The 13783-nt window shown below is 48.7% G+C and carries 15 protein-coding genes and 1 tRNA gene; 5 read left to right on the top strand and 11 right to left on the bottom strand.

Translation table 11 applies throughout. The annotated features are described in order from the left end of the window. Nucleotides 1-20: 20 nt before the first annotated feature. The 4 genes from ACR9FF_RS18870 to ACR9FF_RS18855 all read left to right on the top strand — a co-directional run bounded on the left by ACR9FF_RS18870 (nucleotide 21) and on the right by ACR9FF_RS18855 (nucleotide 3690). Nucleotides 21-719, top strand: a complete 699-nt coding sequence (locus tag ACR9FF_RS18870) for a sugar transferase (RefSeq protein WP_435163683.1) — start codon at nucleotides 21-23, stop codon at nucleotides 717-719. A 46-nt stretch (nucleotides 720-765) separates the two neighbouring features. Beyond that, nucleotides 766-2175 carry an oligosaccharide flippase family protein gene (locus ACR9FF_RS18865; RefSeq protein WP_435163681.1) on the top strand — a complete coding sequence of 470 codons (1410 nt, stop codon included), beginning with the start codon at nucleotides 766-768 and terminating at the stop codon, nucleotides 2173-2175. A gap of 135 nt (nucleotides 2176-2310) precedes the next feature. Beyond that, on the top strand, nucleotides 2311-2988 hold the full coding sequence (gene rnhA, locus ACR9FF_RS18860; RefSeq protein ID WP_435163679.1) for a ribonuclease H: 678 nt from the start codon (nucleotides 2311-2313) through the stop codon (nucleotides 2986-2988). A gap of 12 nt (nucleotides 2989-3000) precedes the next feature. After that, nucleotides 3001-3690: a uracil-DNA glycosylase gene (locus ACR9FF_RS18855; RefSeq protein WP_435163677.1), complete on the top strand. Its 690-nt coding sequence runs from the start codon at nucleotides 3001-3003 to the stop codon at nucleotides 3688-3690. Between the two features lie 63 nt (nucleotides 3691-3753). Here ACR9FF_RS18855 and ACR9FF_RS18850 read toward each other — a convergent pair whose 3' ends face one another. From ACR9FF_RS18850 to ACR9FF_RS18805, 10 genes are all read right to left on the bottom strand, one after another. Beyond that, nucleotides 3754-4707: a protease complex subunit PrcB family protein gene (locus ACR9FF_RS18850; RefSeq protein ID WP_127497675.1), complete on the bottom strand. Its 954-nt coding sequence runs from the start codon at nucleotides 4705-4707 to the stop codon at nucleotides 3754-3756. A gap of 99 nt (nucleotides 4708-4806) precedes the next feature. Then, a complete protein-coding gene (locus tag ACR9FF_RS18845; protein ID WP_435163675.1) occupies nucleotides 4807-5628 on the bottom strand; it encodes an NAD-dependent epimerase/dehydratase family protein in 822 nt (273 codons plus the stop codon). Further along, nucleotides 5625-6113: an acyltransferase gene (locus ACR9FF_RS18840; RefSeq protein ID WP_127497671.1), complete on the bottom strand. Its 489-nt coding sequence runs from the start codon at nucleotides 6111-6113 to the stop codon at nucleotides 5625-5627. Before ACR9FF_RS18840 ends, ACR9FF_RS18845 begins: the two co-directional genes overlap by 4 nt. Beyond that, a complete protein-coding gene (rfbC, locus tag ACR9FF_RS18835; RefSeq protein ID WP_435163672.1) occupies nucleotides 6097-6645 on the bottom strand; it encodes a dTDP-4-dehydrorhamnose 3,5-epimerase in 549 nt (182 codons plus the stop codon). The genes ACR9FF_RS18840 and rfbC overlap by 17 nt, the downstream gene beginning before the upstream one ends. A 16-nt stretch (nucleotides 6646-6661) precedes the next feature. Beyond that, nucleotides 6662-7894 (bottom strand): methyltransferase domain-containing protein, encoded by a 1233-nt coding sequence (locus ACR9FF_RS18830; RefSeq protein ID WP_435172163.1) that lies wholly within the window; start codon nucleotides 7892-7894, stop codon nucleotides 6662-6664. Beyond that, the gene (gene rfbG / locus ACR9FF_RS18825) at nucleotides 7887-8951 is read right to left on the bottom strand and encodes a CDP-glucose 4,6-dehydratase (RefSeq protein ID WP_435163670.1); all 1065 of its coding nucleotides are present in this window, start codon (nucleotides 8949-8951) and stop codon (nucleotides 7887-7889) included. Before rfbG ends, ACR9FF_RS18830 begins: the two co-directional genes overlap by 8 nt. Then, the gene (gene rfbF / locus ACR9FF_RS18820) at nucleotides 8951-9721 is read right to left on the bottom strand and encodes a glucose-1-phosphate cytidylyltransferase (RefSeq protein ID WP_435163668.1); all 771 of its coding nucleotides are present in this window, start codon (nucleotides 9719-9721) and stop codon (nucleotides 8951-8953) included. Before rfbF ends, rfbG begins: the two co-directional genes overlap by 1 nt. Nucleotides 9722-9772: 51 nt before the next feature. Next, entirely contained in the window at nucleotides 9773-10885 is a 1113-nt protein-coding gene (locus ACR9FF_RS18815; protein ID WP_435163666.1) for a glycosyltransferase family 2 protein, read from the bottom strand. 81 nt (nucleotides 10886-10966) lie between these two features. Then, nucleotides 10967-11884: a cation diffusion facilitator family transporter gene (locus ACR9FF_RS18810; RefSeq protein ID WP_435163664.1), complete on the bottom strand. Its 918-nt coding sequence runs from the start codon at nucleotides 11882-11884 to the stop codon at nucleotides 10967-10969. Nucleotides 11885-12064: 180 nt separating this feature from the next. Continuing rightward, nucleotides 12065-12226, bottom strand: coding sequence for a hypothetical protein (locus tag ACR9FF_RS18805; protein ID WP_015845409.1), 162 nt, complete (start codon nucleotides 12224-12226; stop codon nucleotides 12065-12067). Between the two features lie 457 nt (nucleotides 12227-12683). Here ACR9FF_RS18805 and ACR9FF_RS18800 point away from each other — a divergent pair, with 457 nt between their 5' ends. Continuing rightward, a complete protein-coding gene (locus tag ACR9FF_RS18800) occupies nucleotides 12684-12965 on the top strand; it encodes a hypothetical protein (RefSeq protein ID WP_435163662.1) in 282 nt (93 codons plus the stop codon). Nucleotides 12966-13613: 648 nt separating this feature from the next. Here ACR9FF_RS18800 and ACR9FF_RS18795 read toward each other — a convergent pair. Then, a tRNA-Val gene (locus ACR9FF_RS18795) sits at nucleotides 13614-13686 on the bottom strand. Between the last annotated feature and the right edge of the window lie 97 nt (nucleotides 13687-13783).

Raw genomic sequence — 13783 nt, 5'->3', positions numbered from 1 at the left:
ACTAAACGGGGGAAGAAAATATGGAAACTAATAATCAGCCTTCCATTGATTTTAGGGAATTGAAGCTTCAGCAAGCTCAAACGGCCAAGCTAAAGCCTTCCATTCAGTTAAGAGAGGTCATTAAACGGGGGATGGATGTCAGCTTCGCATTGATTGCGATTATCCTCTTAACCCCCATTATGCTCATTACTGCCATTGTGATTAAAGCAAATGACCCGGCAGGCGCCGTTTTTTTCCGACAGTCAAGGATCGGACGGGACGGAAAGCTGTTCAAGATGTTCAAATTCCGCTCCATGAGAAGCGATGCCGAGCAGTATCTCATGAGCAATGAAATGTTATACCGGAAGTATGTAAGCAACAGTTACAAGCTGGAGCTGCATGAGGATCCCCGAGTGACATCTATCGGACGTTTTCTACGCAAGACCAGTCTGGACGAATTGCCTCAATTTTTCAACGTTTTGAGAGGAGAGATGAGTCTCGTTGGCCCTCGTCCGGTTGTACGCGAAGAATTACTGGGGTACGGCAGCCGGTCATTGGACTTCCTCTCCGTTAAGCCGGGAATTACGGGATATTGGCAAACATGCGGGAGAAGCAGCGTGGGATATCCGGAGAGAGCGGATCTGGAGCTTCACTACGTGTACAATCGAACCATATCGATGGATATCAAAATTCTGTTTAAGACGGTATGGATCGTTCTTCGGCGCAAAGGCGCGTATTAGAAGAGCGAGCGCAGCGCCCATTTAAACAAGATGAGAGGTAATTTTTTTGGCAGAATTGAATTTACGCAAAAAGGTAGTCGAAGGCGGCGCGTTTCTCGTCATTCGCAGGGGAGTCGGCATAGTCATCAGCTTGGTAGGCATGCTGGTATTAACTAAGCTGATCGGAGCAAAATTTTATGGGTTATACTCGACGATTTCCGTAATTACCGTATATTTAATCGACCTTTGCGCAGTTGGAATCCGTGATTACCTAATCCGGGAGGAGGGTGAATTGAAGGCAGAGTCGTTCCACTCTGCGTTCTCTTTTATTCTTGTCACTACGCTGTCCGCCGTGTTGATCGGCATTGCGCTCTCCTATCCTCTAAGCATTTGGCTGAACAGCCCGGAGATTCGGCTTCCCTTTATCTCAATGCTGGTCTGTGCGCCGTTCTATGCCTTTATTATTCCCTGCACGGCGAAGATGGAACGTGAGTTGAACTTTCGTTTTATCGCGTGGATAGAGTTTCATACGCAGACCATCTTTTATGTGCTCGCACTGGGAATGGCCTTTATGCATGCGGGAGTTTGGGCTCCGGTGTTGGCGAATGTCATTAAAGTGGTCATTTCATGCTTTATATGCAGTAAGTTCGCCAAATATAAACCTAGATTTTATTGGCGTAAACAAGCTCTTGGAGCGATGCTTCATTACGGAGTGCGGAATGTCTCGGCGAGGACGGTGGGGCAGCTTCGATCCTTGGTGAATCCGCTAGTCGTAGGTAGGCTGGTTGGCCCCGAGGCGGTAGCTTGCGTTGCCTTAACGATAAGATTGATTGAAGCGCTGTCCTTTGTTAATACGGCTATTCAGCATGTTTCTTTTCCCGTTCTTTCGAAAATACAGAGAGACAGGCGTTTGCTCGGAAAGGCATTAGACGAGGCGGTATTTCTTCAAATGCTGGGCATGGCTCCGTTTTTGATCGGTTTCGCGCTGCTATCGCCATGGCTGTTCCCGCTATATTTCCAGGATGATTGGCTTCCGATCCTGAATCTGTTTCCTTTCCTTGCGGTAGGGGCGATCGTGAACTCCATCTTCAGCCTTCATGCTGTCGTGCTATACGTGAACGGCTCCAATCGGGTTATGTTTCGATTCGGCTTGGCGAATACCTTGCTGCTGGGGATAAGCGCATGGTTTCTCTCCCAATGGCTGGGGATATTCGGATATGCTGTGGCCGAGATCGTAACGATTGCTTCCTTCGGAATCATTCACTTGGGTATTAGACAAATATGCGAGGTTCATTACAAACAGGCTATTTTAGTGCTTGCAGCCTGCGTTCCGCCGTTCTTCTTGACCTCGGCTGCTTATCCGTGGGCCTTATTGCTGTTGGTTCCATTGCCAATCGTGCTCTGGCTGCCTCCAATTCGCAGACGTATTAGGATGAACGTTCAACAAATTATACGCCGATCTGAAGTCGCCTCTTGAGTTCGATAACGCGCTGAGAACCCCTTTCGACTGGCTAATGGCCAGTCGAAAGGGGTTTTTTCGTGCTTCTATGGATGATTATCCCCGAATCCATTACAATAGGAAGACAATGTTGAAAGCAAAGGTGGTTCATGGATGGCGGGAAGCAAACATTACGTTGTCTGGGTCGGCAAGCAGCCCGGCGTGTACAAGAGTTGGCCGGAATGCCAGGCACAGGTGAACGGATATCCGGAAGCGAAATATAAATCCTTTGAATCGAAGGATAAGGCGGAAGCCGCGTACAAGGAAGGCTGGAAGAATCATTGGGGCCAGGGGAAAGGGACCGCAGTGCCTGCGGCTTCGCCGGCAAAAAAGAAGCCTGGCTTTTACGCCTCTAAACCGTCTGCAGCGGCAGAAGGGGAGCAGGAGATTGATTATGACAGCATCTCCGTTGACGTTGGCACGCGGGGCAATCCGGGGCCGGTAGAATATAAAGGCGTGGATACGCAAACGGGCGATATTTTGTTCTACGTAGGCCCTATTCCGAACGGCACCAATAATCTCGGAGAGTTTATTGCGGTCGTTCACGCACTGGATTATCTCACGAAAAAAGGAAGCAGCCAAACGATCTACAGCGACTCGCGAACGGCGCTAAGCTGGCTGCGGAACAAGAAGATAGCTTCGAGTCTCGTGAGAAACGCATCGACCAAGCAGATTTGGGAATTGGCTGATTGGGCGCTAGACTGGCTGCGCAATAATACGTACAGCAATAAAGTTCTAAAATGGAATACGGAAGAATGGGGAGAAATCCGCGCGGATTTCGGACGGAAATAAGGGAGACAACAGATGGATTTTCAGCTGAACAACGATTGGGCGGAGCTTCTGCAGGGTGAGATGGACGAGCCGTACTTCAAGCAGATGGAAGCGAAGCTTGGGGAGCTTTATGAAACGAAGACCGTGTATCCTAAGGCCGAGCATATTTTTAATGCGCTTTCGCTTACGCCTTATAAGCAGACGAGGGTTGTCATTATCGGACAGGATCCTTATCATGGCCAAGGTCAGGCGCATGGGCTTAGCTTTTCGGTACAAGAGGGGGTTGCTATACCGCCTTCTTTGAGAAATATTTATAAAGAGCTGCAGCAGGATATCGGCTGTCCGATTCCGCAGCATGGCTCTCTTGCCTCGTGGGCCAAGCAAGGGGTATTGCTTCTCAATACGGTTCTGACTGTTGAAGAAGGGCAGCCTAATTCGCATCAGAAGCTGGGCTGGGAACGGTTCACCGACCGGATTATCCGCAAGCTGAATGATCGGGAAGAGCCGGTTGTCTTTATTTTATGGGGCAAGCATGCCCAGGATAAAGCGGCCTTTATAGATACGAGTAAGCATCGGGTTATCGCGTCGGCGCATCCAAGCCCGTTGGCGGCGCGGAAAGGCTTTTTTGGCAGCCGTCCGTTCTCGAGAGTGAACGAGCATTTGCGGAGTTTTGGCTATACGGAGATTGATTGGAGCCTGCCCGAGCATCCGGAACAAGATTAATACGCAAAAAAGCCTCCCGGTCCATGTTCGTAATGGAACGGGAGGCTTTTCATTTGCGCAATATTAGCTGGCCGAAGCCACGCTGCTTACGGCAGTATCGGCCTTAGCCGAAGCCAGTACAGGCTTGTAAGCCGCGTCTACATAAGTGGTTGCGCTAACTTCCGTGATCACTTGCGGGTACATTTTGTTCGGATCCGGTTGAACCGTTTCTACCTTGATAATCGCTTGACCATCAACGAAGGATATCGATGTAACGCGGAGTCCGTAACCGGGATGAGGCGCTTGACCGGACACGGTTACTTTGTTGATGTCCTTGTTCACCGAGGTTACAGTCAGTTTAAGATCTTGAATCGGCTGAGGAGCCGGTTCTGCCGGGATCGTTGGCGTCTTCTTTACGAATTCAAGACCGTCGTACAGCCAGCCTGCCGCCACGCCGCGCGTAATTTTTTGTTTTGGATAGAAATTGTTTTTCTTATCCAGCGTTGCGATTTTGGAAATGAGCAGCTTTTGGATGCTGTTCATATAATCCTTGTTAATATCCTTTTCATCGTTAATCGTCATGTACAGTTCGATAAAGGCGAAATCGCCTTTTTTCGTAATCGCCTTGAAGAGATGATGGGCGAACTGCTCGCGTGTCATTTCGTCGTTGGCTTTGACGTTCTTAGGTACTTCCAGGCCATTGTATTGGGCAATGATAAACGCATCCGCATACCATGAGCCGTTCTTCAGATTCGGATAATAATCGGCAACCTCAGGCTTCTTAATGAAACGAATGTTGTCGATATTGAGGTCAAAAGCTTTAACGATCATCGAAATGCCGGCAGCGTAGGACAGCTTGCCGTTGGAGTTGAATTTATTGCCTTTTTCGCCTTTAATAACGCCTTGTTTTTCCAGGGACTCAATCTTTGATTTATTCGGATCTTTGCTTGTATCACTGAAGGCGAATACGGTTTGCCCCAGAGTAAATACAAGCAGCATGGACATGGCTAGCAATAGAACTGCTTTAAGTTTCATCATCGACTCTCCTCTTGTTTTGAGATTTGCTATAGCATCTATAATAACGAGTCCAATATTGGTATTGTTGCACTAAAAAGAGAAGAGTCATACGAAAAGTTGCTAAGTTTTTGCAGATCTGCCGGTTAAGAGCTGTTGAATGGCCGTCAGGCAAGGTGCCGGACGAAAATCGAACTCATCCCTCATCCGCGCAATCTCGATGGGCTTAAAGGCAAGCCGGACAGCGGAAGGAGAGAGATTCAGCTCGAAGGAACGCACCTCGGTCCAGGCATCGAACAGCTGTTGGTTCGTCAGATTAACTCCGCTTGCTACATTATAAATAAATTGCTTGCCCCTCAAGGCGATTTGAATTAGAGCCTCAACCGCATCCTCGACCCGAATATAATCCTTTTCCGAATCCATCGTTGACAACAGCATAACCGAGCCATGATCCAGGATATCCTTCATAACCGAGTAAATAAAATTGCCGGAGCCGAAGTCGTCGCCTACCACATTGGACAGCCTTGCGACACGGACATTTGACCGGCCTGAGCATAGGCAGACGGATTCGCCGAGCAGCTTGGATAACGCATAAATATCTTCGCGCTGATTGGAATTAACGCTTAGATCGGCCTCCTCACGCGTAGATTCCGCCCGATGGTACAGTCTGGTTGTAGACAGATAGAGCAGAGAATGGAAATCCGCCGCATGCAGAAGACGGCTGATAAACCCTGTATGAGCTTCCACCACATCATAGGGGCGGGAACGGAAATCCGATGTAATGCCGGCGCAATAAAAAACATGTCCCAAAGGCCGGCCGAATACGGACGAAGACCCTTTTTCCGGGCAAAAAACGTCAAAACCAATCGTTCGCAGCCTAGCCGTTAGGTGTGAACCAATAAACCCGCCTGCTCCAATAACGGTTGCCAGGTTGTCGCTTGTCATGACCGCGACCCTTTATGCTGAAGCGGGTTCCCCGCATAAACGCCGTAAGCCTCCAGCTTGCCGCGAACAAGCGAGTTTGCCCCCACTACAGCCCCTTTTCCGATATGAGTGCCGTCCAGTATTACACAGTTTGCGCCAATCCACACATCCTCCTCAATGATGATTCCGCCTTTGCTCGGCAGGAAGCCCTGCTCCCGAATTAGCTTATTCCGGTCCCGGTAGGCATGATTTACGGGGGCAAAGGTACAGTTGGCGGCAACAAGCACGTTATCGTCCATCCTGACTCCGTTTCCGGAGTAGATAACGGTACCGGAATTGATGTAAACATGCTGGCCCAGCCGTACATCGCCGGAGCCTCCGGCAAATTTGATCTTCACAAAAGCATCAATCATGCAATGGTCGCCTATTACAAGCTTGCTGCCGCGGACGGAGGTTTCAAGATCGCATAAAGGAGAGATCGCTGCCGAATCAGAGATCAAGTGCATAGTCATCGTTCCATGGCGCGAGGTAGTCATCCCGCTCGCTTATGACGGGATTGTCGTATACCCATTTAATTTGAAAGGCAGGGTCGTCGTACCGCGCTCCGTTCTGCACGGAAGGATCGTAAATGCCGGACATATGGTAGTAGAGAGTGGAGTGGGGCTCCAGCGTTTGAAAGCCATGGGCGTAACCCGGGGGGATGTAGAGCATGCGATGATTTTCGCCGGTAAGCCGGAAGGCTTCCCATTGCTTGTAGGTCTTTGAGTCCTTCCGGATATCTACCACGACATCGTATACGCTGCCTTGTATGCATTGAATCATTTTGTTCTCGGTAAACGGCAGGTTCTGAAAATGCATGCCGCGTATTGTCCCCTTATGGATATTGCTCGAAATACTCCACTGCCGGAAGTTCTCTTCAAGCCCCCGTTCCTTGAATTGATCGCGGCAAAAGGCTCGGGCAAAAAATCCGCGGTTATCGGTGATCGGCTCCGGCTCGATCAAATAAACGCCCTCTAGCGATGTTTTATGAAAAAGCATATAGCATCATCCTTTCTCAATAAATTTCGAGCTTGGGAATACAGACGACCAGCTTGGCTCCCCATTGTCGCGTATATTGGAGTTCCTTCTCAATCTCGTCTTTCAGATTCCAGGGCAGAATGACAAGGTAATCCGGCTTTGTTTCCCTGATTCGCCCGGGAGAGTAGATCGGGATCCGGCTGCCGGGCATGTATAAGCCTTGTTTGTACGGATTTTTGTCCACGGCGTAATCGATATAATCGGTGCCGACGCCGAGGTAATTGAAGAGCGTATTGCCTTTGGCGGGAGCTCCGTAAGCCGCAATCCGTTTGTTCTCGCGGGAAGCCTGAAACAGGAAACGGTATATTTCCTCCTTAACCGCTTTTACTTGCGCGGGAAAACGGAAATACGTCCTCACCTTCTTCAAGCCGTATGCGATTTCTTCTAACCGTACCTTTTCCACGCGCGGGGTAACCGTCAGCTTCGCATGCTCGGAATGCCGGGCAAATACGCGCAGAGAACCGCCATGCGTCGGCCACTCCTCAACGTCATAGATCGTTAATCCGAAACGCTCGAACAAATGCGAAACACTAAGAAGAGATAGATAAGAAAAGTGCTCATGGTAAATCGTATCGAATTGATTGTTTTCCATTAACCGCAGTAGATGAGGAAACTCCAAGGTAAGGGTACCGGTAGGGGACAATAGCTCCTTGAGGCCGGCAACAAAGTCCTGAAGCTCCGGAACATGGGCAAGTACATTGTTGCCGATAATGAGGTCAGCGGTCCCCCGTTCCCGGGCAAGCTGTCTGGCGAAAGCCAATGTGAAAAACTCCGATACCGTAGGGATGCCTTTTGCTTCCGCTTGCTTTGCGACATTTTTAGCTGGTTCAATACCTAGAACCGGAATGTTGTACGGTGTGAAATACTGCAATAAATAGCCGTCATTGCTCGCAATCTCGATAACGGAGGATGAGTGGTCTAAAGACAGGCGGGGGATAATAGCGTCTACATATTGCTTGGCATGAGCAAGCCAGCTGGAAGAATACGAGCTGAAATAGGCGTATTCCTCAAAGATCTCCCGAGGCGATTCGAACTGCTCCAGTTGAACGAGCAGACAGTGCCCGCATACAAAAACGCGCAACGGATAATAGGCGGTTCCTTGGTTTAATTGCTCCGGCCGCAGAAAGTTATTGGATAGGGGGGAGGTGCGGAGATCAACAAAAACATGCTGCAGCGGATGGCGGCAGGAGCGGCATAAGGCATTAGCCAGGACGGTTCACCTCCAATTGCTCGTATTGGCTGATTTGCGCAAAAGTAACGGCTTGCATATCTTCTCCGTCATAAAAGGCGCGGTACCAGTCTACCGTCCAGCCGATAGTCTGCTCAACGGTTAGCCTGGAGCCCCAGCCAAGCCTTTGGTAAGCTTTATCGGAATTGAGCAGAAGGGTGTTGGTTTCATGGGGCTGCTTGCCGGTATCATACGTGAGCTCCGGCAGATTTCCCCATCGACGGATAAGACGCGCGGCAAGTTCGCCAACCGTTACTCCTTGGTCAATGGTCTGTCCGAAATTCCATGCCCCGCCATATTGCTCATCCTGCCAGAGCTTTTCCGCAAGAAGGATATAGCCGCAAATGGGCTCCAGCACATGCTGCCAGGGGCGTACGGCACTAGGGTTCCGAAGAACCGGCAGTTCACCGGAAGTCATGCTCCGAATGAGGTCCGGAACGATACGGTCGGCTGCCCAATCGCCTCCGCCGATCACATTGCCCGCCCGGGCGGTTGCGATCCGTTTGCCAAGTGGAGCGAGAAAAGCATCCCGGTAACTGCCGGTAATAAGCTCCGAGCAGGCTTTGCTTGCGCTATAGGGATCGTACCCGCCTAACGGATCGTTTTCCGAATAGCCTTCTGCCGATTCTTTGTTCTCGTAAACCTTGTCGGTTGTAACGTTAATGACGACCTTTGCGGTGGAAGCGGGAGACTTCTTTACGGCTTCCAGAAGGACGGCCGTGCCGTACGCATTGGTCAAAAAGGTCCCAAGCGGGTCGCGGTAGCTGTCCCGAACAAGCGCTTGGGCAGCAAGGTGAAAGACGATATCTGGCCGATGGACGGATAACGTCTCCGACATCGCGGTCAGATCGGTGATGTCACCTGTTACTGAAGTGATATCAAGCGTTAAACATTCCGCCATATTAGGCGCTGCGGAAGCGGGGAGGGAATAGCCGACGACTTCGGCTCCCCGGTCCTTCAACACCGCGCACAGCCAGCTCCCTTTAAAACCGGTATGGCCGGTGACGAGCACTTTTTTTCCATGCCAGAACGTGTCCATTATTTCCACACCTTCCATGGCGCATTTCCTTTATTCCATAACTCATTCAGCTCGTTCTTGTCTCTTAGCGTATCCATCGAATGCCAGAAGCCCTGATGCTGGTAGACCGATAACTCTCCGAAAGAAGCGAGCGACTCCAGTGGGCCATGCTCCCAGACCGTCTCATCGCTGCGAATCAATTCAATGACCTTTGGTTCCAGAACGAAAAAACCGCCATTAATCCAGTGCTTATCGTTATGGGGTTTTTCCTTGAAGGAGAGAGCCTTCCGATCCTCAATCTCGAGAATGCCGTATCGCATTCCGGGATTCACTGCGGTTACGGTGGCGAGCTTGCCTTCGCTGCGGTGAAGAGCAAGCAGTTCGTTAATGTGGATATCGCCAACGCCATCGCCGTATGTGAAACAGAAGGTCTCATCGCCGATATAAGGAGCCAGCCGCTTCAGCCGCCCGCCTGTCATCGCATGCTCGCCCGTATCCACAACCGTTATTTTCCAAGGCTCGGCTTTCGAATTCATCAGCGTCATCCGGTTGTCGGACAGATCAAAGTGGACATCGGACTGATGCAGGTAATAATTCATGAAATATTCCTTTATCACGTAGGATTTGTAGCCGGCCGCAATGATAAAGTCGTGAATTCCGTAGTGCGAATAAATCTTCATGATATGCCATAAAATCGGCTTGCCGCCGATCTCGACCATCGGTTTAGGCCTGGATATCGTTTCTTCGGATAAGCGGCTTCCGAGTCCGCCGGCCAGGATAACAGCTTTCACGGGGGCAACCTCCTTCTGGCAAATATCGTTCAGTTGCTGATGCGTTTTAAGCTACGCGAAGAGGTGGCCGGAAGGAAGCAAATAGCGGTTCAATCCATCGAAGGATCGGATAAATTCGGAATAGCCATGCTCAAATAAAATATAGTCGAATTGTTCGCCGCCAAGCAGCTGCCGGAAATCTTCCGATGTATCGAAATAGAATGTACGGTCGGAGATTGTCCGCAGGTCAACTAAATACTTCTCTTGATTCGATAGGCTGGTAAGCCGGACATTGCGGGCGCCTTGCTGCTTCATAAAAGTTTTGACGGCGAGAGGCGTAGCGCCAATACAGCAATTAATGGCGAGGATGGAGACCGATTCCCGGGGTGACCACTGCCTTCTTACGGCGTCTACCAGCTGCATATTCGGCAGCCCTTCCGTCCAGGAATCTATTCCGTATTTATTGTAGAAAATTTGCCTGCTGACCTGGAGGGAATTGTTCTGCTGCTGATCGATGCCGGTTGTGACCGAGCCGTGGTGATAAATAAACGTATCTCCCGCATAGACAAGCTTATAGCCGGCTCTGCGGTACCGGTAGCTGATATCATCGTCTCCGAACTCGCCGAAGTAGAAGCGGGGGTCGTAGCCCCCGATTTCTCGGAGCCGATCGGTCAGGGAGAAGAGGATGACGGGCATCAGCCGGATCCGCTCTTCCCATTTGTTCGGGTCGGATACGTTATACGCCTTCGCCTCAACCTGCATTTCCTCAAGCGTCTGAAAGGGGAGGCTGATCTGCTGAAAGTTGCTTACATAGTTGGCTCCCGGAGAGACGAATCCGATCCCCGGATCCGATTCAATGCAAGCGATCAGATTCGGAAGCCAACCGGAGGTTAGAATCATATCGTTGCTGATTAACGCGATATACTTTCCCTGCGCAGCATTCATTCCGACATTAAATCCGTTGACCGGACCGACGTTTTGCGGGAGATGGACGGGGCTGGCTCCCGGGATCGAATCAAAATATGCCTTTGTGCCGTCAGAGGAGCCATTATTGACAAGAATCAATTCGTTGCCTTCTAACGGAGTATGTAGGAGAAGGCTGTCGATGCAACGTTTGGTTATCTCCAGATGGTTGTAAGCAAGAACAACCAAGCTGACGAATGGTTGGTTAGGCAGTACGATCACCTCGCAAATAGGCAGATTCCCGATTGTTAAATTGTATTTTTTGGAATCAAAAAAAGACCTTTGCAGGTCTTTAGGCGAGGGTTACTCCGAATCATCCTTATACCAAGGATTCAGATGGATGAGGACTTCCTCCACGTCCTTGTGATGCTCGAGAATGATTTGTTTTATTTTTCGGGAGACGTCATGGCCTTCTTGAATGGTAAGCTCTCCGGGAATGCCAACGCGGACATCAATCATGACATATTGGCCGAATTCTCTGGCCCGGATTCTGTCAATGCGTTTTACTTCCGGGATGGAGGAGACAAGACGCTCGTAATCTTGCAGCATCTCCGTAGATACGGTTTTTTCCATTAGTACATCCACGGCTTCTTTCCCCATATGATAAGCAAGCTTCAATACGAAATAGGCAACAACAATCCCGGCGGCCGCATCGCCGTAGCTAAGGAAGGCGATATCGTTTCTTTCCCCGATAATAGCCGCTCCGATCCCGAGAACGGCGGCAAGCGACGCATAAACATCGGCCAGATGATCGAAAGCGGTAGCTTCAAGACTTTTACTGCTCGTCTGCTTGCTGATTCGTATGCAATAAATGTATAACCACAGCTTCCAGAAAAGAGAGACAACGGCGGCAACAAAGGCGACCATGCTTGCCGCGGCGGCAGGGTGGAAGAAGGACTCAAAGGAATGGTAAGCGATAAATAAAGCGGCGATCACCATAATAATGGCGACCAGCGCAGAGCCGATCAGCTCGCTTTTGCCATGACCGTACGGATGGTCCTCATCCGCGGGTTTTTGCGCTACCTTTGCGGCGCCCAAGGCGGCCATCGACGCAATGACGTCACCTGCGTTATGTACGCCGTCAGCAATTAATACCTGGCTTTTGAACATAAGGCCTACAATTAGTTTAATGCCCGTCAGAATCAGATTGCTGAATAAGCTGATCCAGATGGCGAAGACATTCGATGAAACTTTTGTACCTGATACGTTTGAATCGCTCACTCTTTTACAACCTCCAATAATTTCCTAACCACGCGAAAAAAACAACGACCCTTATCATATATGATGAAGGTCGTGTGGGTCTAGAGAAACAGTGTTGCAACGGGTCAAGATTTTTAGGCGCAGTTAAAAGTCAGCGAAAGGGAGGGAGCCAAGGGCTCCCTCCCTGCTTGTCCTGCAAAACTAACGGTGCTCAATCAGGTCAATGGCGCCAAGCACCATATGGGCCAAGCCAAATCCGAGAACACCGGTACCCACAAGCTTATACTTGCTTTTTCTTAGCAGGGATGCACCAGAGGCCGACACAACGGTTCCGAGAACGGCAGGAATCAAACCTTCACGCATGTTATCCACTCCTTCGATTGTTTTGCAAGACGGCTTAGTTTGCGCGATTTAAGGAAGAAAATGCATGCCGCTGATGCTGCGGATAGGCACGGCTATCAACATTCATATATACGACAGACAAAAACACCAATACAAATCTTGCTAACTTTGCTAAATCGGATGCATGGATAGAGCAAATGGATGAAATCTTAGAGGAGATTGATAATGGATGTGAAGGACTTATCAACTTCATCAAGTATGTTAAGTGAAGATGGGCAGACTTTATTGAGGCACCATCACTGATCAATAGTGATGATGAGGATACGTCAAATTGGATTGTTAAAATAGATAGCAATATTGATAGAATCAACCATACAAATCTTAAATTTTCTGAGAAATATATACAGCTTCCTTTAAATTAGATATAATGAACCAGTCTAATAGGTGAATTATACTAAAACATGAGGAGATTTGAACTATGAAAGTTGCATTGCGGCACACATCCGGAGTAACGAAACGAGTTAAGGTAGGGTTTAGCTGGACTATGTTTTTCTTTGGGTGGCTAGTACCTCTTATACGTGGTGATATAAAGGGTTGGTTTAAAATTTGGCTACTAGGCATTGTTACCTTATCACTATATTATTGGATTGCCATTTTTACATACAATAACAATTACATAAAGCAACTTTTAACTGAAGGCTATACGGCAGCCGACGAATCGAGTCTAATCAAACTTCAACAAAAAGGCATCATTGCTTAATAGAAGCATTCATATTTATTTTCGTTGTCGGCACTCTTGCTACGCTGTTCTTTGCTAATCGGAAAAAACTCAAGTACAGAGAGGCATAAAAGAGGAAGCATAGGATGCAGATCCTTAACCGGGAGAATGTCATATGGCTCGATATCACAGGTGGTTTGGATGAAGCATTAAACAATATTAAGCACTGGATAAAGTACGTAAATCATTGAAGTAATATCATAGAGGGTCTATCCATATGGGTAGGCTCTTTTCAATTTCTAAACTCAGACTTCAGAAGGATTTCCGTAGCCACTAAACTTATGCGCTCCAATTTATAAAACGGAATATATGAAAAGAGCCAAATTCACGCTCGTGCTGTGGTTATTCCATACAAGAATGGCTATGGTAAAATTGATGAAATTATTACTGAACTCAGGCTGGGTGGTGAAAATGTTGGACCGCTACGCTTATATTACTCCAAATATGCAGCGTAGACCGCTGAAAGCATTTGGTGAGAAGTTTTTTAGTGCTGCCGAAAATAAGAATGCGATAGATACGGCAATGTGATCCGGACCAATTTATAAAGTAATATTGAGCAGGGATAGGTAGATAAAAAAGAAAATGCCGCAGAGCCCATTATTATCAAGGCTTTGCGGCACATTTCTCGTATGATCTGTAGTGGGCTCGAACCACTGACCCCTACCCTGTCAAGATAGTGCTCTCCCAGCTGAGCTAACAGATCGTGTAAGTGATGAATATTAATATATCAGCATCCAAAATGAATGTCAACACAATTATTGCCTTTTCTTAAACCCGAAAAACTGCTACGATATTTATCA

The organism is Paenibacillus glycanilyticus (assembly GCF_051200795.1).
GTDB classification, from domain to species: domain Bacteria; phylum Bacillota; class Bacilli; order Paenibacillales; family Paenibacillaceae; genus Pristimantibacillus; species Pristimantibacillus glycanilyticus.
The sequence above is the reverse complement of the archived record's forward strand: the minus strand, read 5'-3'. Positions and strand labels throughout refer to the sequence as shown.